The 23299-nt window shown below is 40.6% G+C and carries 23 protein-coding genes; 10 read left to right on the forward strand and 13 right to left on the reverse strand.

Annotation, left to right across the window (positions count from 1 at the left end):
- Positions 1-21: 21 nt before the first annotated feature.
- The 3 genes from N475_RS25095 to N475_RS10380 form a co-directional block, all read right to left on the reverse strand.
- Complete coding sequence (locus tag N475_RS25095) at positions 22-411, reverse strand: hypothetical protein (protein WP_231102488.1); 390 nt, start codon at positions 409-411, stop codon at positions 22-24.
- 160 nt (positions 412-571) lie between these two features.
- Positions 572-1207 carry a flavin reductase family protein gene (locus N475_RS10375; protein ID WP_155732567.1) on the reverse strand — a complete coding sequence of 212 codons (636 nt, stop codon included), beginning with the start codon at positions 1205-1207 and terminating at the stop codon, positions 572-574.
- A gap of 1 nt (position 1208) precedes the next feature.
- Complete coding sequence (locus tag N475_RS10380; RefSeq protein ID WP_063365260.1) at positions 1209-1928, reverse strand: SDR family NAD(P)-dependent oxidoreductase; 720 nt, start codon at positions 1926-1928, stop codon at positions 1209-1211.
- 176 nt (positions 1929-2104) lie between these two features.
- Here N475_RS10380 and ppc point away from each other — a divergent pair, with 176 nt between their 5' ends.
- From ppc to cdd, 3 genes are all read left to right on the forward strand, one after another.
- Positions 2105-4738: a phosphoenolpyruvate carboxylase gene (gene ppc / locus N475_RS10385; RefSeq protein WP_063365219.1), complete on the forward strand. Its 2634-nt coding sequence runs from the start codon at positions 2105-2107 to the stop codon at positions 4736-4738.
- A gap of 190 nt (positions 4739-4928) precedes the next feature.
- A complete protein-coding gene (locus N475_RS10390; protein ID WP_063356188.1) occupies positions 4929-5297 on the forward strand; it encodes a hypothetical protein in 369 nt (122 codons plus the stop codon).
- Between the two features lie 43 nt (positions 5298-5340).
- Positions 5341-6204 (forward strand): cytidine deaminase, encoded by an 864-nt coding sequence (gene cdd, locus N475_RS10395; RefSeq protein ID WP_063356189.1) that lies wholly within the window; start codon positions 5341-5343, stop codon positions 6202-6204.
- Between the two features lie 7 nt (positions 6205-6211).
- Here the strand turns inward: cdd and udp are convergent, their stop codons facing one another.
- Positions 6212-6976 carry a uridine phosphorylase gene (gene udp / locus N475_RS10400; protein WP_063356190.1) on the reverse strand — a complete coding sequence of 255 codons (765 nt, stop codon included), beginning with the start codon at positions 6974-6976 and terminating at the stop codon, positions 6212-6214.
- 254 nt (positions 6977-7230) lie between these two features.
- On the opposite strand from udp, the gene N475_RS10405 reads away from it, so the two are divergent.
- The 3 genes from N475_RS10405 (at position 7231) to N475_RS10415 (ending at position 10268) form a co-directional block, all read left to right on the forward strand.
- Positions 7231-8010: a DUF2189 domain-containing protein gene (locus tag N475_RS10405; protein WP_063356191.1), complete on the forward strand. Its 780-nt coding sequence runs from the start codon at positions 7231-7233 to the stop codon at positions 8008-8010.
- Positions 8011-8294: 284 nt separating this feature from the next.
- A complete protein-coding gene (locus N475_RS10410; RefSeq protein WP_063356292.1) occupies positions 8295-9407 on the forward strand; it encodes an arginase family protein in 1113 nt (370 codons plus the stop codon).
- A 156-nt stretch (positions 9408-9563) separates the two neighbouring features.
- Entirely contained in the window at positions 9564-10268 is a 705-nt protein-coding gene (locus N475_RS10415) for a substrate-binding periplasmic protein (protein ID WP_081215861.1), read from the forward strand.
- 9 nt (positions 10269-10277) lie between these two features.
- Here N475_RS10415 and N475_RS10420 read toward each other — a convergent pair whose 3' ends face one another.
- Together N475_RS10420 and N475_RS26280 are read right to left on the reverse strand one after the other, a co-directional pair.
- Positions 10278-10526, reverse strand: a complete 249-nt coding sequence (locus N475_RS10420) for a VF530 family protein (protein WP_063356192.1) — start codon at positions 10524-10526, stop codon at positions 10278-10280.
- Between the two features lie 25 nt (positions 10527-10551).
- The gene (locus N475_RS26280) at positions 10552-10848 is read right to left on the reverse strand and encodes a DUF1496 domain-containing protein (protein WP_081215862.1); all 297 of its coding nucleotides are present in this window, start codon (positions 10846-10848) and stop codon (positions 10552-10554) included.
- A 178-nt stretch (positions 10849-11026) separates the two neighbouring features.
- Between N475_RS26280 and N475_RS10430 the strand changes: the two genes are divergently transcribed.
- The gene (locus N475_RS10430; RefSeq protein ID WP_063356194.1) at positions 11027-11257 is read left to right on the forward strand and encodes a TIGR02647 family protein; all 231 of its coding nucleotides are present in this window, start codon (positions 11027-11029) and stop codon (positions 11255-11257) included.
- Between the two features lie 22 nt (positions 11258-11279).
- Here the strand turns inward: N475_RS10430 and maiA are convergent, their stop codons facing one another.
- Together maiA and hmgA are read right to left on the reverse strand one after the other, a co-directional pair.
- Positions 11280-11906, reverse strand: coding sequence for a maleylacetoacetate isomerase (maiA, locus tag N475_RS10435; RefSeq protein WP_063356195.1), 627 nt, complete (start codon positions 11904-11906; stop codon positions 11280-11282).
- A gap of 88 nt (positions 11907-11994) precedes the next feature.
- On the reverse strand, positions 11995-13290 hold the full coding sequence (gene hmgA, locus N475_RS10440; protein WP_063356196.1) for a homogentisate 1,2-dioxygenase: 1296 nt from the start codon (positions 13288-13290) through the stop codon (positions 11995-11997).
- A gap of 119 nt (positions 13291-13409) precedes the next feature.
- On the opposite strand from hmgA, the gene N475_RS10445 reads away from it, so the two are divergent.
- Complete coding sequence (locus N475_RS10445; protein WP_081232411.1) at positions 13410-13865, forward strand: MarR family winged helix-turn-helix transcriptional regulator; 456 nt, start codon at positions 13410-13412, stop codon at positions 13863-13865.
- Positions 13866-13900: 35 nt separating this feature from the next.
- On the opposite strand, the gene N475_RS10450 is transcribed toward N475_RS10445, so the two are convergent.
- The 3 genes from N475_RS10450 to N475_RS10460 all read right to left on the reverse strand — a co-directional run bounded on the left by N475_RS10450 (position 13901) and on the right by N475_RS10460 (position 19080).
- The gene (locus N475_RS10450) at positions 13901-14725 is read right to left on the reverse strand and encodes a hypothetical protein (protein WP_063365221.1); all 825 of its coding nucleotides are present in this window, start codon (positions 14723-14725) and stop codon (positions 13901-13903) included.
- 245 nt (positions 14726-14970) lie between these two features.
- Complete coding sequence (locus N475_RS10455) at positions 14971-18183, reverse strand: TonB-dependent receptor (RefSeq protein ID WP_063365261.1); 3213 nt, start codon at positions 18181-18183, stop codon at positions 14971-14973.
- A gap of 60 nt (positions 18184-18243) precedes the next feature.
- On the reverse strand, positions 18244-19080 hold the full coding sequence (locus N475_RS10460; protein WP_063356199.1) for a S1/P1 nuclease: 837 nt from the start codon (positions 19078-19080) through the stop codon (positions 18244-18246).
- A 221-nt stretch (positions 19081-19301) separates the two neighbouring features.
- Here N475_RS10460 and N475_RS10465 point away from each other — a divergent pair, with 221 nt between their 5' ends.
- Together N475_RS10465 and N475_RS10470 are read left to right on the forward strand one after the other, a co-directional pair.
- On the forward strand, positions 19302-20189 hold the full coding sequence (locus tag N475_RS10465) for a type 2 periplasmic-binding domain-containing protein (RefSeq protein WP_227008505.1): 888 nt from the start codon (positions 19302-19304) through the stop codon (positions 20187-20189).
- A complete protein-coding gene (locus tag N475_RS10470) occupies positions 20189-21112 on the forward strand; it encodes a hypothetical protein (RefSeq protein ID WP_063356200.1) in 924 nt (307 codons plus the stop codon). The genes N475_RS10465 and N475_RS10470 overlap by 1 nt, the downstream gene beginning before the upstream one ends.
- 37 nt (positions 21113-21149) lie before the next feature.
- Here N475_RS10470 and ushA read toward each other — a convergent pair whose 3' ends face one another.
- Together ushA and N475_RS10480 are read right to left on the reverse strand one after the other, a co-directional pair.
- A complete protein-coding gene (ushA, locus tag N475_RS10475) occupies positions 21150-22733 on the reverse strand; it encodes a bifunctional UDP-sugar hydrolase/5'-nucleotidase UshA (RefSeq protein WP_063365222.1) in 1584 nt (527 codons plus the stop codon).
- Positions 22734-22797: 64 nt separating this feature from the next.
- Positions 22798-22986 carry a hypothetical protein gene (locus tag N475_RS10480; RefSeq protein ID WP_063356202.1) on the reverse strand — a complete coding sequence of 63 codons (189 nt, stop codon included), beginning with the start codon at positions 22984-22986 and terminating at the stop codon, positions 22798-22800.
- Positions 22987-23299 lie beyond the last annotated feature (313 nt).

Raw genomic sequence — 23299 nt, forward strand, 5'->3', positions numbered from 1 at the left:
AAATAAGAAAGTTAGTTTGAATTACGCCCTAGGAGGTGGAGTGCTGTGTTTTAAAAAAGGTGGAGACCAATTAGCTGACAGCAAAATCACTGGTCCGGATGGTTTAATAGCAGGTTCTCTAAGCGGAGAAACTTCAACAATGGCAGTAATACAGCACTCAAGGTCCTGGTTTATGTGCTCAATTGCATCTTTAGAGAAAGAAAGAGTGAAGTTGGTTTCATCATCATGATCGTGGCTGTGTGGCTGACCGATTTCATGAAGTAGGCTATGACTATCGCCCTGTGACTTATGTTCCCCATCATAAGCAACGCTTCCGAATACCTGAGTACTCAGAATGCATAGCATTATAAATATGATAGAGAATTGACGCATTTGACGACTAATAAAATAAAATTTTCTTGATGCTATCACCGATTTTATTCCACCTCAATTGTTTTAGTGGAATTTTCAGAAGGAGTTTCAGTAACACATTGTCATGTGTTTTTTGTGAGCTTTGTTGTAACCCCTCCTTATTTCTAAAAGCCATTTGACTGTTTTAAAATGCTAACGGGGAGGGCTGTGCCCCCCAAACCTACTGTTTAACAGATACTTGTTTGTCAGGTTTGGCATATTCGAGTCGCGCTAGCTTATGTGTTGTATGATAACAATCTAACCCTGAAACTGCGACGGTGTCTAGCCGCTCAATATTAATATAACCGTCTTCGTTGACTGCACCACTAGGCACCTCTACGTGCACAATCTCACCGATAACCAACACAGTTTTATTCAATTCAATTGTTCGATACTCGCGCAGCTTTAAACCAATTTTTACCTGACTTTGTGCAACAAACGGGGCGTCAAAATCATCGTGATAATAAGGCTCCAAACCTGTTTCTTTAAACTCGGATTGGTTCTCTTCGTATCTAGCTGACGTTTGATGAGCTTCCTTCCAAATTAGCGAGTTAACATGATTTATAGTGTATGACTCAGTTTCTATAATGTTCTCCAGCGTGTCTCTTCTTACACTATGTGGTCTAAAAATAACTCCCAGAAAAGGAGGGTTGGCCCCCAAATGAAAAACCGAGCTCACGATTGACAAGTTTTCATCGCCTTGAAGGCTACGAGTTCCGATTAAATTTGCGCTTTTGTATCCCGACAACGAGTTTACAAAATGAGCTCTATAGCGTTCGTGGAATTGATTTAAGTCATTGTTATTTAATATCATCATATCACCAGTTTATGGTTTCGCCTTGCCAGTCAATAAAATCCACTTCGCCATTGAATTCTCTGCTGTGCTCAAATTTATTGAGTTGCTCAGCAACAAATGTTGGCGAAAAGAGTTTCTCTGGTGGCACATTATTCTGAAATGGCTTGGAAAGTTTTGAATCGGTCGTACCTGGGTGGAAAAGCACCAACTTGGCATTGCATTTTCGGCGCTTCAACTCGACTGCAGCTGTTTTGAATAACATGTTCAATGCTGCTTTCGAAGCACGATAGCTATACCACCCTCCAAGTCTGTTGTCGCTTATGCTGCCAATACGCGCACTAAGTGCTGTAAATACGCAGGGCATCTCTGTTGACATTAAATGGGGCATAAATGCTTGGAGCCAAGTGAAAGGGATAACTGTATTTACATGAAGAAGGGTATTAAAGTAATCGCTATCAAATGACTCTATTTTCTTTTCAGGCATGTTTTCGCTAGTATGTAATGCACCATTGCACACCGTAATGGAGTGAATCTTTGGATTTACACGTGTTATTCTGTCGGCGATTGCCATGATACTTTTTTGAGAATAATCTGTTTCGTACATTGTTATGTACGGATGTTTAATGTTTATAGAGGCCCTGCTTACTGCTATCACATGTGTATGATTTTTTAGCTTCTCATTGACGAGTGCCTTTCCTATCGCACCACTGGCGCCGATCACAACCGCTGTTTCTTGAATCATCATTATCAAAGCTCATTATTTTTCATGTTTACGTAAAAGCTGCGAACTTGGATCAGTCTATGTACAGTGCACTCACTGTCGAATTAATGCTGTGTGGGGCTGTCATGAAATGGTCTTTTCATTTATATCTGTTTGGCAGTATATTGGATTGATTAATTAGTATTCAAGGAATGTTTATGGATCAGCAATATACAAATTTACGCCGCAATGTTAGCTTGCTTGGTGAGTATTTAGGTGCCACTATCGAGCATGCTCAAGGCGAAAAAGTACTAGAAAAGGTGGAGCAAATAAGACACCTTGCAAAGGCGTCTCGAAGCGGAGATCACCAAGCCCGTCAAACATTGATTGATACCTTAAAAGCGCTGAGCAATGAAGAGTTACTTCCGGTTTGCAGAGCGTTTAATCATTTTCTGAATCTTGCCAACGTGGCGGATCAATACCACACAGTTTCAAAATCTGGGTCGCCAGAAGGACCTTTTTTTACTATTGAAGAGACTTTAAAAACGCTCAGAACTCGTGTTGATAACGGAGAGTGTTCACTGGATGATGCTATGGATGCGTTACAAGCATTGCACATTGAATTGGTGTTAACTGCGCACCCCACGGAAGTAACGCGCCGCACAATTATTAGCAAGCACGTTGAATTAAGTGATTGTCTAAAGCAGCTAGAAAATAATGAGTCGGATAGTATTGAGCGCGAGAGCATTTTATCTCGTGTTGCTCAGCTGATTTGTCAAGCTTGGCACACGAATGAAATTAGAGACAAGCGACCTACGCCATTAGAGGAGGCTAAGTGGGGGTTCGCGGTAGTTGAAAATAGTTTGTGGCACGCAATTCCACAGTTTGTAGACAATCTGGCTAAATTGGTCAAAGACTATTTACAGGTTGAACTGCCGTTGAATTTTGCACCGGTCAAATTGGCATCATGGATGGGGGGAGACAGAGATGGTAACCCAAACGTTACAGCTGACGTGACGCAGAGCGTACTTGACCATGGGCGTTGGATGGCACTTGATTTGTACTACCGTGATTTGGATAAATTAAGTGCAGAGCTTTCTATGAGTGAGGCAAATACAACTCTACTATCCTTAACCAATGGCAGTTCAGAGCCTTATCGTCAGTTGCTAAAATCCCTGAAAGCTGATTTACGCGAAACAATTGATCACTTAGAAGATAAAATTAAAGGTCTGCCGAGCTCTAGTAGCGACAAGATCCGCTTTACTGATCAGCTAAGGGAGCCTTTGGTAGCTTGCTTTAATTCGTTAAATGAACAAGGCATGGAGGTTATTGCAAAAGGGTTGCTGCAAGATGTATTGCGTCGCCTAGATTGTTTTGGAGTACATTTATGCAAGCTCGATATTAGACAAGATTCTGCTCGCCATACGGAAGTACTCTCTGAACTGACTGGATATTTGGGAATAGGTGATTATGCGCAGTGGTCTGAGGCGGATAAACAAGCGTTCTTGTTGTCTGAACTCAGCTCTAGAAGACCTATTATTCCCAAACATTGGCAGCCGAGTGAGTCTGCACAAGAGGTGATCAATACATTTGAAACCATTGCGGCTCAAGATAGGGCTGCACTCGGCATATATGTGATTTCGATGGCTCGAAATGCGTCAGATGTATTAGCAGTACAGCTGTTACTGAAAGAAAGTGGAGTGCGATTTAACCTACCAGTTGCGCCGTTGTTCGAGACATTGGACGACTTGAATCGTGCACCTGATGTAATGAAAGAGCTTCTGAGCTCGAGTTGGTACAAGGGGCACCTTGCACATCAACAATACATTATGATTGGTTACTCCGATTCAGCAAAAGATGCGGGCATGATGGCGGCTGGTTGGGCGCAATATTGTGCGATGGAATCGCTGATCTCAATTGGTGAACAACATGGGATTAAAATGAAATTGTTCCATGGTCGAGGTGGCACTATCGGTCGAGGAGGTGCACCTGCAATGCAAGCGCTTCGTTCACAGCCTCCGGGATCTCTAAAGCACGGGCTGCGTGTTACTGAGCAGGGAGAGATGATACGCTTTAAGTTTGGGCTATCGTCTGTCGCAATTCAGAGCTTATCTTTGTATGCAAGTGCGATTGTCGAAAATAACTTATTTCCACCTCCGACACCCAAATCACAATGGCGTGAGGCAATGGAGTTATTAAGTAAAGCTTCGTGTGAACAGTATCGCAAATATGTTCGTAATACGCCTGATTTTGTCGCATATTTCCGCAGTGCAACGCCGGAAATCGAACTAGCCAAATTACCGTTAGGCTCTCGGCCTGCAAAGCGCAACCCAAAAGGTGGGATTGAAAGTTTGCGGGCGATCCCCTGGATTTTCGCATGGAGCCAAAATAGGCTGATGTTACCGGCTTGGCTTGGTGCTAATGAGGGCATTAAAGCGGTATTGAATTTAGGCGGCGAGGCGCTGATTGAAGAGATGAGTGACTTGTGGCCATTCTTTCGTACACGTTTAGAGATGCTCGAAATGGTATTTTGTAAGGCGGACCTGTGGTTGACTGAGTACTATGATGAGCGTTTAGTACCTGATGATTTGCGCCCAATTGGTGAAAAGCTCCGCGATGAGCTAAAAGAAACAATAGAAGGTGTTCAAAGGTTAGCACCGAAAGGAAGCTTACTGTCAGCTCAGCCTTGGGTGAAGGAGTCAATAAAACTCAGAAACCCATATACAGACCCGCTAAACCTATTACAAGTGGAGTTGTTGAAGCGTACTAGAGAGTCGCAAGACCATCAATTAGACAGCGCACTCATGATCACCATGATGGGGATCGCGGCCGGTTTACGCAATACAGGCTAATCCAATTTTCTTAAAAGTTTTAAAAATAAACTTTTAAATAACAATCGGAAATAAAAAACCAATCCATAAGGGTTGGTTTTTTAATTTTTTCTAGTTTTTAAATCGTAATTTATTGACACTCGGACTCTATAAATTAAAATTCACGGCCACGAAAGAATTTTTGCAAACTTAACTAAATATAGAGCGGAAAATGTCATTGTTATCGACCAGCATTACATACGATAAATCTACTTCACTAATTATGATGACGGTGAGAGGCCGTGCTGGTGTTGAAGATGTGCTTAATGCCTACAAAGCAGTACAGAAGTATGCTGAGTCTCACGGCAGCAATAAAGTGTTGGTAGATGTGTCCGAATTAGAGCACCGATTTGCTGCAATAGACATTGTTAATGTCATGCCCAAAGTAGCTCACTATGTTTCTAACATGCAAATTGCACGTGTAGTTGGATTCGAAGGTTATATGCACGACTTATTTTTACAAAAAGTAAAACGTTTTGGCATTCACGCTGAAAACTTCGAATGCTTTAAATCAGCAAAGGAATGGTTGAGTAACGCCTAAAAGGTGCGTAAACTGGCATGCCATATTCTATAATAAAAAAGTTATGGCATTAATAGACAACAAAACTGAATTATTTATTATTGAGTCCTGTAAACAGTCACATGGCGTGATTAACTCAGAACTCGTCAACCAACTCATATTGCAACTTGAGTGTGATATTGAGTCACTGCAACAAGCATTGCTTCCGATAGCAGCTACATTTGCACAAGCGCCAATCTCCTCCTTTTATGTTGGTGCTGTTATCTTCGATAAACAGACGGGCAATATGTATTTAGGCGCGAATTTAGAGTTTAAACATCAAGCGCTGTCTTTAGTCGTACACGCAGAGCAAGCCGCAATTGCAAATGCTTGGATCAACGGCGCAAAAGAGATTACCTCTATTGCAATTAACGCTGCCCCCTGTGGTTTTTGCCGACAATTTATGAATGAACTCAGCACGGCAGGTACCTTAGAGATTTTGCTTCCTACAGGTCGGTACTCTCTTGAAGAGCTACTGCCATGTGACTTTGGGCCACAAGATTTAGGTAATCAAGAGTCTTTGATGTCTCATAAAAAAGAGAATATTGAAATTGAATTACCGGTATCAGAAGAGCTCAAAGAACAGGTAAGATTGGCTTATGTACCATATAGCAAGAATATGAGTGCAGCAGAGCTGGTGTTAACTGATGGGAGAGTCTTCTATGGAAGGTATGCTGAAAACGCAGCGTACAGCCCCAGTTTGTCACCAATGAGTAGTGTATTAAGTCAGTTAGCATTAGCTGGCGAAAAGCTGCCAGAAGCAGAAGTGGAGCGCATCACTTTGGTAGAAACTAAAGGGTATGAAAATCAAAAATCGGTTGCTCAGGCTGTATTAACAAATTTGAATGGTGATTCGTCCTTGGTGCACCATGTATTTGAAGCAAAGTAGGCATAGCCTACTTTGCTTTAGTCACGATAATCTCAGCAGCTTTTATGACTACAGATACTGCGCGTTTTTCGACCATTTGATGATCAACATCAGGTATTTCTTGTCTTGTTCTATTCACAAGTACACCAGCAACACAGGCTGCTTTTAGGCCCAAAGCAGCACACATTGTAAACAGTGTTGCAGACTCCATTTCGTAGTTCATGACATTCAGTTTTTGCCATTCTTCGCATGAGCCTTGGTAAGCTTTGGATACATAACCTGAATATGTATCATAACGCTCTTGTCCAGGGTAGAACGTATCACTTGAGGCTGTAATGCCCGTATGATAAGGCACGCCCTCAAGCTCACAAGCTTGCACCATAGCCTGTGTAGAATGAAAATCAGACACGGCAGGGTATGATAATGGCGCAAAATGTTGGCTCGCTCCGTCTAGACGAACTGAGGCGGTACTAACTAAAATATCACCCTCATCAATATGCGGCTGGATTGCACCCGTCGTTCCGATTCTTAAGAATGTTTTGATGCCCAGTTGTGCAAGCTCTTCAACCGCGATAGATGTTGATGGTCCGCCAATGCCAGTTGAACAAATAACCACAGGGTGGCCTTTGATGTTAGCAAGGTAAATGTGAAACTCTCTGGTTTGTGCCAGGCAGACTGGTTCTTCTAATTGATGCGCAATGCGTTTGGACCGTTCAGGATCACCTGGAACAATTGCAAGTGTTGCGCCTTTAAGATCTGCTTGGGTTAAACCCAAGTGAAATACCTTTTCCATAAAAAACCTTTTTATGTTCTAAAACGTAATGGTTAAAGTTACCGGCTTTTAAGTACAGGACAGATGTCCGCTATGAATGACTGTAGCAACTAAATGACTACATTTACACCGACTTACTAGAGCGCTAACAAAACGGTCGTGCGACATGTTCCAGCGACTATTTTCTAACAAATTTAACACTCAATTATTGCAATGCTTGCATGTTCGGCAGTGCTCATCTAAACCTTAATATAGCAATGTAGAGAGGAAACATTATGCCAACATCTCAACCTATCGATAAAAACCAAGAGTTTGCTCGGTGTTTAGAGAGCAACCAAATTAGTGCGCTAGCTCCATTCCATTGGTTATCATTGGCTTTCAAAGATATAATTAGAGCCCCAATGTTAAGCCTGATATATGGCTTGGTGTTTAGCATAATTCCTGCATTTATAATGTGGTTGGTATTCCAATCCGGTACCCACCTAGTGATATTACCTGCATCAGTAGCATTCGCTTTGATTGGACCAGCTTTTGCTGCGGGACTTTATGATGTTGCGTGGGAGCTAGAGAAAGGCCACAAGCCAACCTTGATGCACAGTCTTAAATCCATGTTTAGAAACCCCGCAGGAGAGTGGGGATTTGCCATTTTATTGATGGTCATTATGATTGTATGGATGCGCCTAGCGGCGTTGATCCATGCGCTGTATCCAAATGTGCCCAATCCTACCTTTGAACAACTTCAAGCCTTTTTGGCTTTAGGCTCTATCGTGGGCGGCGTTTTAATGCTGTGTGTATTTGCAATATCTGCTTTTACGCCTCAAATAATGATGGAAAGACGGGTCGATATTATGACAGCAGTTGTGTCTTCTGTTCATGCAGTTAAAACCAACGCACCTGCTATGTTTGTGTGGGGTATGACAATTGTAACTCTTGTTATTATCGGATTTTTAACGGGAGCAGCTGGGTTTATCGTGATAATGCCGCTTTTAGCTTACGCTAGTTGGCACGGATACATTGCTATTATCAAAACGAAAAAACCTAGAGGTTACGAATAAGTAGACAGCTTCAATGAATAATCAACCGTTGTGACAGAGTGCTAAAAACGTTGCAGCGGTTGACTTATAAATCAGCCGTGTTATACCACCCATATTCCAACTTTAATTTTCTCTAAGGTCATCTTGTAATATATTTAAGGTTTTGATTATTAAAGCTTTTTAATTTTGTTTGAAAAGTTGTAAGCGCCTTAATTGAAGTTCAAGTCAGCTGAATTCAATCGCGTAGTACGTTTTTGATTTAGAGTAAATTTAGCATGATTATGCACATTTTTGAGGAGCACGCTATGAGCAACAGCAAATCACAATACCTTGAAAAACTAGAAAATTGTTTATGTCCACCGGGCGATGGTGTATTCACTGTTAATACGGCAAAAGAAAGAAAAGAAGCACTTAGACAAAAATTATATGGGCAAACTGAAGGGGTTGAAAATCTTTGGAAGGACTCCTTAAAAACAATAGAGCAAAGCGAACACAAAGCGGCCATTTTAGGCATTAGCTCGGATTGTGGCGGTGGAATTCTCCGTGGTGCTAACTGGGGACCGCTATTTCTTCGCAGCACTTTGATAGAACAGCAACCTGAGACTTCAGCTTTTGATCTAGGTGACGTACGTGTGATCCCTCATTTATTGCACGACAAATACTTAAATGAGGGAACAATCTCAAATTGTCAAAAAGCACTTTATCAAGACGAGAACAGTGACTACTTCGTAGCGCCGTTATCTATCACCGAAGATGTATGTGATGGCTTTTACAAACATTACCCAGATAAAGGAGTGTTTGGTATTGGTGGCGATCACTCAATTAGCTACCCACTCACTAAAGCTTATTTAAAAGCGAAAAGAGATCAAGGTAAGCGCACTGCTATTATTCACTTTGATGCCCATACTGATTTGCTGGTAGAAAGACTAGGCATCGACCTATGTTTTGGCTCTTGGTGTACTCATATCCTTGAATTTTTACCTGCGCCTCATCACCTTATTCAATTTGGTATTCGATCAAGTGGTAAGGCAAAGGAGCACTGGGAGGGTACATTTGGTGTCAAGCAGCATTGGGCACATGAAATTCGTGAGCAAGGTGCAGAAGCTATCGTTGCGCAAGTGATTGAGCAGCTTAAAGCTGACAATGTAGATGAATTGTATGTAAGCTTTGATATTGACGCTTTAGATGAAGAGTTTGCAGCTGCAACGGGTACTCCAGAAACAGGCGGCTTAACACCTGAAGAGGCGATGACAATCCTAAAAGCGTTGTCTGAAGAATTCCCAATTACGGGTGCTGACATGATGGAAATTGCTCCATTTACAGATAGCTCTTTGGCTGGACAGTCAAGCTCAGAAACAACCCTTAGAGAAGGCGCGAAGCTATCAGCATTTTTGATTGATGCAATGAATAAAGCGTAATCAATCTATAGAAGGAGGGTTCCCCTCCTTCAAACTTTCTCTTGAGAAGCAATGTCCTTTGTTTTTCACTTGGCTGTCAAAATTAATTCTTCTATTTCACACTCTAGTTATTTTTTCCTATAGTTTATGTGGGTTAATCTATTTTAGAAGGAGCTTATGTTGCTTAAGTTTGTACTTGGATTCAGTTTATTGGTGTGTTCAGCCATTGCACATGCACAATATAAACTGAATGTGGTGACTGAGAATTTTCCAAACTTTCAATATATTAATGGTGAAGGGGAGTTGGTTGGTACTGCCGCAGATAAAGTAAAAGCTGTCCTTGGCAAAGCTAAAATTGATTATCATATCAGTGTACAGACTTGGACAACCGCATACAACACTGCTGCAAGAGATAGCAACACGTGCATATTCTCGATGGCAAAAAATGACCAAAGAGGAGAAAAGTTTAATTGGGTCTTTCCGATTAGCAAATTTACAACTTCGTTTTATGCGCTTAAATCTTCACGCATTGCAATTGAGAGCGTGGAGGACGCGAAGCAATATAAAGTTGCTGTTATTAAAGATAACTATAGCCACCAATTTTTGGTTAAAGAAGGCTTTATTGAAGGGTACAATCTCGTTCTTTTAAATTCGTTTGATAGGGTATTCGAGCTATTAGACGCGAGGCGTAGCTTTGTAGATTTGGTTATCTTAAGCGACAACCAGTTTGAGTTTAAACAGAAGTATGATGCGCGAAGTGGTTTGTTAGAACCTGTATTAACACTCAAAAATCTCAATACCCAGCTCTACTTTGCCTGCAATAGAAATCTGGCACCACATATTACCAAAAAAATAAAGCATGCATTTAAGCAGTCTGGGTGAGTGTTTTTACTATTTTTTAGGGGCTGTAGGCCAAGTAAAAGAGTGAAATGTATCTAGATAAAGCTGCTCTACTTTTTCTCTTGCCCAAGGCGTTTTTCGCAAAAACTTTAAGCTTGATTTTATAGATGGATCTGACTTGAAGCAGTTTATATTTACTTGTTGCGCCATCTCTTGCCAACCAAGCTCTGACTCCAGTTGTTCTAAAATATCTTGAAGTTTTACACCATGAAGGGGATTATTTGGTTGTTCAGTACTCATATCTAGTCTCATTTTTTATGACGCGCTAGTGTACTCGTATCTTACCACGCAAATCCAGCCTTTTTATGTCTCCATTTTCATTCATTTGTAGCCAAACTAGTGGACTATCAGGTTGATTGGAGTATTTGTGACTACAAATATAGAGCTGGTCAAACTGTTTGATAAGCGCACCCTCGCTATACTTGGAAGAATTAAACCAACATACGCGTTCGGGGCCATTTACGAACACCCGTGCAGATTGTTCTTTTGCGCTAACGGGACCTATAAATAAAAAAAGTATTAAAAATGCTAAAAAATTGATCTTATACATGGCATTACTCATAGTCTGGGCTAATGTTTATTAGGTCAAAGTAGATAAAACAACAATAATATTTAGTCGCATGTTTGCTTGTTTGAACTACGGTCAAAGGGATTTTCGACGGCAACCTCGTCGAACTAGTTATATCTAATGTAAGCACAAGTCATGCCCGAATGGTAGCTTGATTGTAATAGGGGGAAGTATGGCATTTGACACTCAGTTAATGGCGGAACTAGAACTTTTAGCAAAATTTCCAAGGAGCAGTTTACACCAAGGTCTAAAAATACATAGTAGTGCAGATCAAAGCATTTTAGCAGCAGCTGAGCGGTTGTTTGAAAAAGGCGTAATAGATCGCCCTGATGGAGGGTATTTGACGGATTTGGGCCATGATTTGTTGTCCCATATTGATCAAGTACATGGAGCGCTAAAATAACGCTCTATGTACCAACTGTTAATTACGCTGCATCTGGCTGATTTTCCGGTGCAGCTTTTACAAATGCATCTAACGTGTTGCAGTGCTCATAAATAGCTGCAATTTTTGGAAATTGAGTCATATCGACTTTAAATCTGATTGCGTTAAAAACCTGAGGAATGAGGCAAAGATCTGCCAGCGTTGGTTTATCGCCAAAGCAGAATGGCCCATCACCTAGAGTTGGCTCAAGTTTTTTGAACCCTTCAATAATCCAATGCTGATACCACGTTGTTTTTTGTTCATCGGAGACCCCCAAATCGTTTGCCAAATATTTAAGCACTCGAAGGTTGTCGATTGGATGAATATCGCAAGCGATAGCGTAACTGAAGTTACGTACTTGTGCTTTTTGCCATGGGTCACTTGGCAGAAGTGGTGTTTCTGGGTGAGTTTCTTCAAGCCACTCCAATATCGCTAATGATTGCGCTAGTGTGCCCTGTTCAGTTTCCATTGCTGGAAGTAAGCCTTGTGAGTTTTTGTCGGTGTAAGGCTGTTGTTGTTGTTCTGACTTTAATAAATTGACGGCCTCAAGCTCGTGCTCAATGCCTTTAAGATTAAGCGCTATACGAACTCTGTAAGCCGCAGATGAACGAAAGTAAGTATACAGTTTCATTGTTTGTCCTTTTTCACGACGAAGGCCACATAGTGTGGCCAATTTAAAGTGTTTTAGTTGTTGATTAAGCTTTTGTGCTTACTACAAACTATGCGCCTTTAAAGTATTTTTTGATACCTTTCCAACAGTCAGAATAATTAGGCTGACGCTCTTTGCCTTCTAGTGCATATTTTGTTGGAGAAATTACATAGCGAGACTCAAACATAAAGGCTAGCGTATTTTCGTAGCGCTGTGGTTCTAATTCTGCGTTTGATGCTTTCTCAAAGACATCTGCTTCAGGGCCATGTGGAGACATACAGTTGTGTAAGCTCATGCCTCCAGGTACAAAGCCGTGCTCTTTTGCATCGTATACACCTTCAATTAGGCCCATAAATTCACTCATGATATTACGGTGATAGTAAGGTGGTCTGAATGTATTCTCTGCAACCATCCAACGAGGAGGAAAAATGACGAAATCGACATTTGCTACACCCTCTTGACCTGATGGTGAAGTCAATACTGTAAATATAGATGGGTCCGGGTGATCAAAACTTACTGTGTTCATTACGTTAAAGCGAGACAAGTCGTATTTATAAGGAGCACTATTACCAGTCCAAGCTACGACGTCTAGTGGTGAGTGGCCAATATCACAACGGAATAAATTACCGTTAAATTTAGCGACTAGTTCAAAGTCACCTTCTAGGTCTTCAAATGCGGCAACTGGGTATTGGAAGTCACGTTCATTTGTATAACCATTTGCGCCAACAGGTCCACGCTCTGGAAGGATATAAGGGTGCCCATAGTTTTCGCAGATGTAGCCGCGAACAGTGTCACTGATTAGTTCAACACGGAACTTTAAACCCCTTGGGATCACTGCAATTTCGCCAGGTTTAATGTCAATTTTGCCGCATTCAGTGTGCAATACCAACTCACCTTGTTGAGGTACGAACAGCAGTTCGCCGTCTGCATTATAGAAATAACGGCCTTCCATCGACGCATTGGCAACATAGACATGAATACCAATACCGGCCTGTCCATTCGCACTGCCATTGGCAGCCATTGTAATTAGGCCATCAATGAAGTCTGTTTTTTCGCTAGGAATTTCTACAGGGTTCCAACGTAGCATAGATGGTGGGGTTGGCACTTCGGTAATAGGGGCGGTTCGCAGTAAACCGTTATCTATTGCTTGATATTCGCCTTGTAATACTGAAGGTCGAATACGGTAGAACCAATTTCTGCGGTTCTCAGCACGTGGTGCGGTAAATGCCGTTGTATTGTATTGCTCAGCATAAAGGTCGTATTTAACTTTTTGTGGTGAGAATTGACCTACAGGTAGTGCGCCAGGTAATGCTTCGGTTTCAAATTCGTTACCGAATCCCGTCATATATTCGAATTCTGTACTCATTTTACTTAGACTCCATTGATGTTTCCTGTAAGATACTCTCATGTGAGAGTAATTGCAAACATCATTATAAAGATGTACTGTAAATAAATAATTACAAAAAATGAGAGGTGCTTTCCACTGTGAGTAAGCAATCAATTTTGGACATTAGCCAGTTTTTGCCTTATCAATTGGTGTCTTTATCAACCAAAGTCAGCGATGATTTCGCTCAGGTCTACAGTGCTGAGGCTGGTTTAACGCAAGCTCAATGGCGCGTTTTATCCCATGTATTTAATTTGGAGTTTGTAACCGCAAAACGAGTCTGTGAGTTGGCAAATATGGATAAATCTACAGTTTCTCGTGCTATTAAGCAGCTAGAAGAAAAGCAGTTGCTATTGTTAACAAAGCATCCTACAGACAAGCGCGCTTCAGTATTACAAGCAACAGAAGCAGGCCTAATCCTCTATGAACAATTAACGCCAAAAGCAAAAGAGTGGGAGAGTGCACTTTTATCTAATTTTACAGATAACGAAAAAGCGACGTTTAGGGAACTGATAGCCAAGTTATCTATGTCGGTTGAAGAGAAAAGCGGTAAATAAAAAGGGCATCAACTGATGCCCGAAATTTAAACCTATTACAGGTTACGCAGCTTATTGATTACAGATTGGATTTTATCAAATTTGGTACGCTTGTATTCAGCTTCTTTACGGCCTTTGAGGTTATCCCAGTATTCACTGTCACCTGGGTATTGAGGCTCAACAACATAAGATGCTAGGTAGTTGCCGTACGGGTCTTTCAACCAACAGGCATACTCTACCACTTGATCGTATGGGTCTGGTGCCTCACAGCCGCTGCGTAGAGGCAAATCGGCAGATTTTTTCTTACGTAGCATATTTTCTAGAGTGTTCGCTAACGTATGTGCTTTTGTAGAAACAACACTTTTAGAGATGTAACCCTCTAAATGCCTTTCTGTATATATTGCTATGCTGACCGAAGCGGCGAGTGCATAGGTATCAGCCATATAAAAATAATCGTCGTTATAACGGTAATTCAGCGCTCTGTGATTGATAACGTCTTCAGATTTGACAAGTAATGCCGTTAATAGTGCAAGATCAGGCTGGCTATGGCTTGCTGTATCTGCGTAATGTTCCATTGAAGACTCAAGAGATCTGAATTCGGCGATAAAATCGTATTCTGCGTCTCTCACTATTTCTTCTCGAACGCGGTCTTGTATGGCTTGCAAACTAGCCTCGCTTAGCATGACATACTGAGGTCCACCAGAACCAAAAACAGCATCCGCAAGCAAAGAGCCAAAGCCAGAAATAAGCTTACTTTTAGCTTTGTCTAGTATGAGCTCACCAATTGAAGCTGTTTCTTCTTCTTGCTCTGTTGCGTGGGCTGGCGATAGGGCGATGCAGCTTGAGATCGCGACACTTAATAATAGTTTTTGTAATTTCATTAGAATTTATTCCTTTTCTTGAAATGAATATACATTGCAATATCAACGTAAATTACAATGTTTGAATATTATATTCCTTTTTTATTTTTATATTATGAATTTAATTTTAGATTAACTGATTAAGAACAATGAATATTGAAAAAGGTGAGGCAGCTGTGAGTATAAAACATAGATATAAATGGCGGTAATAAAAAAGGCCAGTATAAACTGGCCTTTGAAATCTAATTACATGTTTAAGTTAGATATTAGAATGTGTAACGAACACCGATTTTCGCACGCCAAGCTGACTTGTTGTCATCGATTTGGTTGTAGTTACGAACGTCAGAGCCCCTGAAGCGGCTATCTAGAATCAGTTTACCATCGTCATCTAGGCCACCAAAGTCGTATACTGCTTGGTTAGGGAACTGAAGACGACGCTCCTGACCCCAATCGCTGTTAAGCATGTTCGCGAAGTTTTCGATCATCACGTAAAGCTGTGCTTTGTGATCGTCGTAGAAACCAGGGATTTCTTGCTTAAAGCTAATGTCCATTGATGTAACCCAAGGTTGCTTGTATGTGTTACGTTCTAGGATTTGGCCACGCTCAGAAATACCAGCTCTGTTAAGCAAAGTTTCAAGCTCATTCCAGCTGATACCAGATTCTTCCCAGTTTACATTTGCGTCATCAGCACCCGATGGAATGTAAGCAAGGTATGCACTGTTGCTATAGAAATCACGAGTATCGCCGAATGCACCATCTCTGAAGAAGCCCATTACGTAGCTGAATGGACGACCAGAACGACGCTCAAAGAACACGTTAAACTGTGAGTTGTAGCCATCAAAGAATTGCGTGCTATAGCTCAAGTTAACCTTGAAGCTGTGCTCGATTTCGTAATAACCAGTAGAAACGTGATCAACGTTACGGCTTTGCGTTACGGCATGCTTGTAGTTACTTTGTGCACGAGAAGAAGAACCAGGAGATACATCTTCAATATCTTGGTGAGTGTAAGTAGCAGATACGTATAGGCCGCTATCCCACTCTTTCGCAAGTGACGTAGTGAAAATGATTGAACGAACATCTTCGTCAGCGTTTGTCATTACAATGTCGAAGTTTTCAGCGGCATCACCTGAGTAAATTGAGTCGTAGATGATACGGCCATCAGCAGACTTACCAACCTCTTTAAGCGCAGTGTTACGCCAAACCGCTTCGTTCTCTTTCTTATGGTAAGAAAGTTCAGCAGACCATTTGAAGCCATCACCTAGCATTTCTGAGTCAAACTCGTAATCGAAACCAACTTGAGCACGGATGCTTGAAGGCAGTTCGAAGTTAGGGTCAGTGTAGTTTGTGCTACCAGCGCCTTGTACTAGAGAACCCTGAACAGGTGTTGGTACGCTACCAAAGCCTGCCGCAGTAATCTTACTATCGCTACCCGCTGCTAGTGCGTTGTTTGCTTCTACATATGCATCAAGTGCACTTTGTGGTGCTGACACATAAGTAATACCATCGTTTTGGTACGGGTTATTATACCAAACATTAGGAATACCACCTTGGAAACGACCGATACCACCATTAATTGTAAGTGCTTCAGTCGCGTAATACTTGAACCCAATACGAGGTAGAATGATGTCTAAGCCGTCTAGGTTTTCTTGGTTTGAGAAACCGTAAGTGTTTAGGAACGCTTGGTTAAGGTTTGGCTTATCGCTTGAAGATAAACGCTCATAACGTAAACCAACGTTTAGCTCTAAATCATCAGTTGGATAGAACTTATCTTCTACATAGATCGCAAATTGCTTACGAGTCGCATCATATGCTAAATCGTCAGAATTATTTGTGTAAGCGTTACGGTAAGAGAACTCTTCGATTGTACCAGCTGCGAAATCTTCTAAACTGTCAAACTGCCAAGAGCCTTTAGTATTTGCAGCGAACAGGTTATATAAACGCAGGCTTTCTAGGTGTGCACCGAAGTTAATTTCGTGGTCACCGTAGAAATAAGTACCGTCGAAAGTAAGTGCAATGGTTTCTGTTTCAGATTTGTTTGTATGGCGGAATTCATCACGACCAAATTCAAAACCTGGACCACGACCATCAGCGATATTTACAGAAACTGTACCTAGGTCAGAGTTATTTACACTTTCACTGCTTACGTCTTTGTACGCTAAGCCGATTTCAGTTGAAAGGCTATCAGTCCAATCTGAGTAAACCTTTGTAGAGAAGTTGTTGAAAGTCTTCTCTTCAGTAAAACGACGAGAAGCTAAACGAACCTCATCACCACCATCTGAATATTCACGGTCTTGATTGTCATCTTGCCACTGGTAAGTGAAATCTGCACGGTGTGCGTCATTGATGTTCCAGCTTAGTTTAACAAGCAAGGTATCATTTGAGTTTTCTGGATCGCCACCAAGCTCGTCTGTTAGACCGTATGTATCACGTAGAATGTTTGTAAAGCGAGTGTAGTCTTCTAGGCTTACATTGTGTTCGTGAGTAGTACCTTCACCTTCCCAACCGTAGCTTAGCTCTTCAGTTTGTCTCCACGCATTGTAGTTAACAAAGTAGAACAACTCGTCTTTAACGATTGCGCCACCAGTACTGAAGCCAAAACGCTTTTCATTTAGAATAGAATCTGAAGAAACAGTTTCGAAAGTACGGTGACCGTCTTCGTCTAGCTCACCAGAGTTTTCATTGATTGAGTCTAGCTTGCCAGCAAGGCTTGGATTAGAAAACTCGTAGAAACCAGTAAAAGTGTACTCGTTTGAACCAGACTTGGTTACAGCGTTAATTGTACCGCCGCCAAAGTTACCTTTTTTAGCTGAGAATGGAGCCGCATCTACTGAAACCTGCTCAACAGCGTCTAACGCTACTGGTGGTTGTTGAGTAGGGTAACCGCCGAAGCTTAGACCAAAGTCATCGTTTTGGCCAATACCATCTACTGTGAAACTGTTTGTTCTTGGGTTATTACCTGCAATTGTAAGCTCGCCATTACCGCTAACTGTCGCTAATGGGTTTAAACGCGCAACGTCTTTTAGGTCGTTGTTAAAGCTTGGCATGTTCTTAATTGTATCTTCACCGAAGACACTTGAAGAACCACCAGCTTGCTGAACAATTTTGTATCCAGAAACTTGGATTGTTTCAATCTTTTTAGGCTCTAACTGAGAAGTTACACGGCGAGTTTGGCCTAGGTCTAGAAAGATATTGTCTAGTTCTGTGTCGCTGTATGCGTCAGAGTCAAGGATAACCTTGTAAGGACCACCAACACGAAGACCTTTAGCGATGAACGCACCAGAGTCATTTGTTACGAAGTGGCTCACTGTACCAGTGGGTTCGTGAATTACAGTTACTTTAACGTTTGCGGCTGCGCTACCTTCAGGTGTTGTTATTTTGCCTCGCATCGCAGATGAAGTGTCTGAAGCAAAAGCTGAAGCAGATACGCCTAGGGCTAGGACTAAAGCACCAGCTACCTTAGTTAAGCGAACGTTTTTCATTATGTTGTTTCCCGTGTTATTAGGTTTATCAGTTAGTTTAAATATCATTTTTCAAAACTCTTATCGTTTTGCTAGAGCATTAACTAAAGGTTTTGAGTTTTTGTCAAAAATTTGGTTTAACAAGCCAGCCAATCTAATACCACCTTGTTGCAGGCGCGTTTTAATCATCGGCGTATGCTTATATATATAACCCCAACTTATTTCAGTTTCATTGCTCTCATATATTTCTTCTGCAATTCGGTTAGATTCTAATAACCAATCAGAAGGAGCACTATTTAAATAGTTGGCGATTACATTTTTATTAGAAGTTGTTAAAAATTGAGTCAACTCAGTATATGAAAGCCTTTCGTGTTCAACCAATTCAGTGTCAAACACCTTATGTAGGTTTGATGGCTTGCCAAAAAACTCAACTTTTATTTTGTTGCCGCCATGGTCCGCAGCTCTACCAGCATGAAATGGTTGATGTGCATCACCAACTAAATGAACTAGGAACTTTAAAGCAAATTGCTTGTCTATTAAGTCTGAGGAGGGATCTTTAAGTACATTGGCTGTGTAATGAATACCATCAAGGATATGCTTCACTTCGTTCTTTTCTGAAATGAGTGCGTTATTGTGTTCATGCATCAGCTCTGGCTTATCAATATTGATGTAGTGCCATTTGCCAGCTTGCCTACGCCAAAAGTGCTCTGGATTGGAGCGCATTTCGTCAGGCCAAGTGGAGACTTCTGCAAGCGAGTCATCACCTAAGATAAGTTGAACATGAGAAGACGCGTTAGGCGTTAGATGGTTTTGCGCTAACTCACCAATTACTCTGTGGCCGTTTTGGCCCCACGCAAAAACGGAGCTACTCAGTAACCCCAATGAAACAGCTAAAACTTTAATTGAACTTCTTAACATTACTAACTCTATACGTTGTGATGCTGGATGTAACCAGTCATTCCAATGAGGTCAATTGTCCGGATTTTTTCGCAAAATAAAAGGAGTCAATGAGATTCATAATTTCTTATTAATAAAGCATTTAAAACAATGGTTTATCTTTTATTGGTAAAATTACCTGTTGCAATAAGTAATAAAAATTGATCTAATAAGCATGGTTGAAGGAAAAGAAAATCATCAATGTGAAATACAATCTCAATTTAAGCAATAATACAACCATTGTTACAGTTTTGTTTCTGTCTATTTGGGCCTGCTGGTTTTTAGCTGAGCAGCTTAATGGTGGTCAAGCTCTGGACTTCCCGCCAGTCATGCAAAAGCATGTTCAATGTAAAACTCGTTCTGTTTCTAACACGCAGGTATTTAGTGTGCATGTTCCAATCAAAAGCTTGGCAGTGTCTTTGGCTCCTCAACTGTGTGAGGATCCTATATTGGCAAAACAATACGGCGTTGTTGAAGTTTGGTGGAGCGGTAACTTAGCGGAACAAATAGACTTTATTGCTAAAGGATTAGCTGATTTGACCTTATCAAAAGATAACGTAATGAAAGCATTGATGGCTGAATCTACTTATAGTTATATGCCGGTTATCGGGTATCCAACATATACTGCATTTTTTATCTCTAATAGAGAAAAACCCAAGTTTGAAAAAGCTTACTTTCTCGATAAGCGGATAGGTCTGCTTGATTATCCGACGAGTCGATCTGGGCATATCATCCCTAAAAAAGCGTTCAAAAGTTTAGACATCGATGTGGATACCTTGAATATTCAGTATGTGAGCTCACATCAAATCTTACGTGACAAACTAGCAGCGGGAAAACTTGATATTATCGCTAGTTATTGGAATGAATCTGATGAGCGATACTTTTCCAAAAATTATATTACTCCAATTGGTGAAAATATCAGTGGTAGCAAATGGTATCTTAAAATGCTGAATGACAATACAGAGCTAGCTTGTTCTTTACAAAATGTACTCCAGCGCGTCGCTAAAGATGGTGGTTCAAGTTACTTCAACACTGTGGACCAATTTTGGCAATGTGATTCATTTCCTTATAACTTCTTAGGTGAAAGTTAATGATTACATTAAAACAAGTTTCTGTGTTTACGCTTTTTTTAATATTGTTTCTTTTTATATTTAACCAATCAAGTAAATATACAATAAATGATAATATTTTACGTGATATTCAAAGCGTAAAATTACGAGTGGCAATAGATAGAGCTAGATTGTCTTTAGAAGACCCAAATTTAAATTACTCCGGTAATGAAGAAGCATTAAATGAATATATGTTTTCATTAAATGATTTTCTAAAACAGAAGCATAGTCGCGTCAGTTTATCTGAGGTGTCCAGCAAAGCGCTTTATGCTCAAGAAAACGAAATTGTGGAAGTCTTATCGGGTACCACCTATGAAACTTACTTACGTTTCAAAATCAATGACGACCACAAATTACCTTTGTATATTGTGCCCTTTATTTTTGCGGTACTTAACTTTGCTGTATTACGCAGCATAAGTAGGCGCAGGTTTAAAGCGCAAATCGTCAAAAGCGCTGGGCCAGTTGTAGATGAGAAGCCAATTTTGCAAATTGATTTATACTCAAAGTCGCTTCATTTGTCTGGCGACAAAGAGCGCAAAGTTCAGCTTGCAAATAAACCGTTGTGCTTTTATCTTGCACTTATAGAGTTTTGTGAGTCAAATCCGGAATCACCTTTAAACCAAAACAAGGAGTTACCTGAAGAGTTACTGGAATTGGCCGATAAGTACTTTCATCGATTGATCTCGCTTGGCCACACTATAAGAAAGCGTCCAAACTTTTCAAATAGTTTAGAAAAGACCTTAAGTGAAATTAGGGCTGCATTAGATGAGCTTTTATCAAATGCGCCAGAGCTAAAATCTAAATACTATCCACCAAAAGCACATGGTGAGGGCTCTCGTTCTAAGTTACATAGTTATGCGTTGACTAGCGTAAAAAGTGAAGATGTGGAAATTATTGGTAGGTAAAAGAGAAAGGCACATATACCTATGTGCCCAACTAACTTTATAGCTCGTTAACTTTAATTGGTGAGTGCTTTTCTATATAAATACGAAGCGCTTGTGCATCAGTTAAATCGGTGACTTGGTAGTTTTCATACTCAGATATAGCAGGGTAGCCATCACCACCAGACGCATTATAGCTATTTATACTCATTCTATATGTGCGGTCAATATTAAAAGGCTTTCCATTTATTGAGTTTATGTGTATTTCACCTTCTCTCAAGTCAAAATCAATTTTGTGGTATTGAAGGTAAGCGCCAGCATCTGATGGGAAGCTAGCCACAACATTCATGTAGTTTACAAGATCGGCACCTTGCCAATCGATGTAAGCAACACGATTTTTAAATGGGTGTACAGTTAGGATATCTTTATAGCTAATCTCACCAGCTTTAATACTTGCACGAATGCCACCTCCACTGATGATACCAAAATCAGCACCGACTGCTTCGGCTTGTGCGCTAATTATCAAATTGGCGATTAAGCTTTGTTTAAATCTTACCGTGTTTCTATTTCCATCCAGATATTGGTCAACTGAGCCCACTGAACCTGCGAGTTTTAATGCCCCTTTCTCTTGATAAGGAAGAAGGAACTCATAGAGCTTTTTGTCTTTTGCTATTTCATCTTTGATGAAGTGGCCGTGTTCATTTTTTAGATTGACGGGGATTAAATCGTAACTTAAAAGTTCTTTTTTACCGTTTTCAATTTTAAAAACTGCTTTACCAACGTATTTACCCCATTCATGAGCTTGCATTATCCAAGTGCCGTTTTGTTTGTCAGGCCAACAAGCATCTCCCGGAGTAAAAGAATCATTTGGATTACCTTGCTGATCAACGCAAATAGGCTCTTGAGAATGGCCTCCAATGATCATATCAAGCGTTCCTGGCTTCAAAGCTCTTGCTAAAGTGACATCACCAGGTGCATTAATACCAAAGCTTGCGTTGTGATAGTGGCCCATATGAGTGACTGCGATAACAACATCGGGGTTGTATTTTGAATTGATTTCGTCAACTAGTGGCTGTGTTGCAACAGCTGGTGAAATGAAATCTAAATGTCCAACATACTGCGGGTTAGCTATTTTAGCAGTATCTGTTGTTGTTAAGCCAACAATAGCAATCTTTAGGGGTTTTTTTTCAATGATCGCGTAAGGTTGATATGCATGTTGTCGCGTTTTCTTATCAAGTATATTCGCAGATAAAAGCGGGAAATTTGACCAGGCTATTTGTTTATCAAGCACCGTAAGAGGATTGTCGAATTCATGGTTGCCTATCGCCATTGCATCGTAGCCTATTAGACTCATGCCTTTAAAGTCTGGCTCAGCAATTTGTAAATCAGACTCAGGCACACCTGTATTTATGTCGCCACCTGATAAAAGAAGCACACTATGACCTTGTTGATTTGCTTCATCACGTAGTTCATCAATCAATGTCTTCCTAGCCGCCATACCGTATTCGCCATCTTCATTGTGCCAAAAACGACCGTGATGATCATTGGTATGTAATACAGTTAGGTATTGTGTTTTTTGTGGTGTAGAGCTTAGCTGGCAAGCGGCTAAAAAGGCAATTAATAGAGCCGAAATAATTATGCGCATAAATTATTTTATAATTCTAGATTTATTTATGCGCCTATTTTAAAGCAATTGCACAAAAATGGAATTACAAAGTTTCAGAATTGGTTTGCGCTCTGGAGTCGTAAACAGCCTGTGCTCTTCTACCCAGCTCTAATTTTGCGATGTTTTGTTTGCTGTGATTTGTTTCGATCATCCAGTTCAAGAAACAAGCTGGCAATTTGCTATATGGTTCTCCCGCATGAAGTCCGAAATCACAGATATATTCATCAGCCATAAAGTTACCCCTGTTATTTTATCTTTTCACTTGCCTTGTATGTGCGGAACGCTAAGCTGTCCTGCCTGAATTATCGACAGTTTAGGTGTTTTTGGTAACAAAAAAAACACTTATAGGTAAAAAAATTAATATTTAATTTGTAGGAGCTACATCAGTTTCGATGTCAGGAGAATAGTACGTAATCTTGCAGCCAAATGGCGTCTCACAATCCGTTACACTTTTTTCCTAATAACAGTTGTACCATTGTAAAATTACAATCAATATAAATAGTATCTAAATTTATCAGAAACTTGTCTGACGTTTTTGTCATTGT

Source organism: Pseudoalteromonas luteoviolacea DSM 6061 (genome assembly GCF_001625655.1).
Lineage (GTDB): Bacteria > Pseudomonadota > Gammaproteobacteria > Enterobacterales > Alteromonadaceae > Pseudoalteromonas > Pseudoalteromonas luteoviolacea.

Excerpts from the sequence above, each read along its gene's own strand:
- N475_RS10375 (WP_155732567.1), bottom strand. The coding sequence starts at position 1,207 with ATGATGATATTAAATAACAATGACTTAAATCAATTCCACGAACGCTAT.
- N475_RS10380 (WP_063365260.1), bottom strand. The coding sequence starts at position 1,928 with ATGATTCAAGAAACAGCGGTTGTGATCGGCGCCAGTGGTGCGATAGGA.
- ppc (WP_063365219.1), top strand. The coding sequence starts at position 2,105 with ATGGATCAGCAATATACAAATTTACGCCGCAATGTTAGCTTGCTTGGT.
- N475_RS10390 (WP_063356188.1), top strand. The coding sequence starts at position 4,929 with ATGTCATTGTTATCGACCAGCATTACATACGATAAATCTACTTCACTA.
- cdd (WP_063356189.1), top strand. The coding sequence starts at position 5,341 with ATGGCATTAATAGACAACAAAACTGAATTATTTATTATTGAGTCCTGT.
- udp (WP_063356190.1), bottom strand. The coding sequence starts at position 6,976 with ATGGAAAAGGTATTTCACTTGGGTTTAACCCAAGCAGATCTTAAAGGC.
- N475_RS10405 (WP_063356191.1), top strand. The coding sequence starts at position 7,231 with ATGCCAACATCTCAACCTATCGATAAAAACCAAGAGTTTGCTCGGTGT.
- N475_RS10410 (WP_063356292.1), top strand. The coding sequence starts at position 8,295 with ATGAGCAACAGCAAATCACAATACCTTGAAAAACTAGAAAATTGTTTA.
- N475_RS10415 (WP_081215861.1), top strand. The coding sequence starts at position 9,564 with ATGTTGCTTAAGTTTGTACTTGGATTCAGTTTATTGGTGTGTTCAGCC.
- N475_RS10420 (WP_063356192.1), bottom strand. The coding sequence starts at position 10,526 with ATGAGTACTGAACAACCAAATAATCCCCTTCATGGTGTAAAACTTCAA.
- N475_RS26280 (WP_081215862.1), bottom strand. The coding sequence starts at position 10,848 with ATGAGTAATGCCATGTATAAGATCAATTTTTTAGCATTTTTAATACTT.
- N475_RS10430 (WP_063356194.1), top strand. The coding sequence starts at position 11,027 with ATGGCATTTGACACTCAGTTAATGGCGGAACTAGAACTTTTAGCAAAA.
- maiA (WP_063356195.1), bottom strand. The coding sequence starts at position 11,906 with ATGAAACTGTATACTTACTTTCGTTCATCTGCGGCTTACAGAGTTCGT.
- hmgA (WP_063356196.1), bottom strand. The coding sequence starts at position 13,290 with ATGAGTACAGAATTCGAATATATGACGGGATTCGGTAACGAATTTGAA.
- N475_RS10450 (WP_063365221.1), bottom strand. The coding sequence starts at position 14,725 with ATGAAATTACAAAAACTATTATTAAGTGTCGCGATCTCAAGCTGCATC.
- N475_RS10455 (WP_063365261.1), bottom strand. The coding sequence starts at position 18,183 with ATGAAAAACGTTCGCTTAACTAAGGTAGCTGGTGCTTTAGTCCTAGCC.
- N475_RS10460 (WP_063356199.1), bottom strand. The coding sequence starts at position 19,080 with ATGTTAAGAAGTTCAATTAAAGTTTTAGCTGTTTCATTGGGGTTACTG.
- N475_RS10470 (WP_063356200.1), top strand. The coding sequence starts at position 20,189 with ATGATTACATTAAAACAAGTTTCTGTGTTTACGCTTTTTTTAATATTG.
- ushA (WP_063365222.1), bottom strand. The coding sequence starts at position 22,733 with ATGCGCATAATTATTTCGGCTCTATTAATTGCCTTTTTAGCCGCTTGC.
- N475_RS10480 (WP_063356202.1), bottom strand. The coding sequence starts at position 22,986 with ATGGCTGATGAATATATCTGTGATTTCGGACTTCATGCGGGAGAACCA.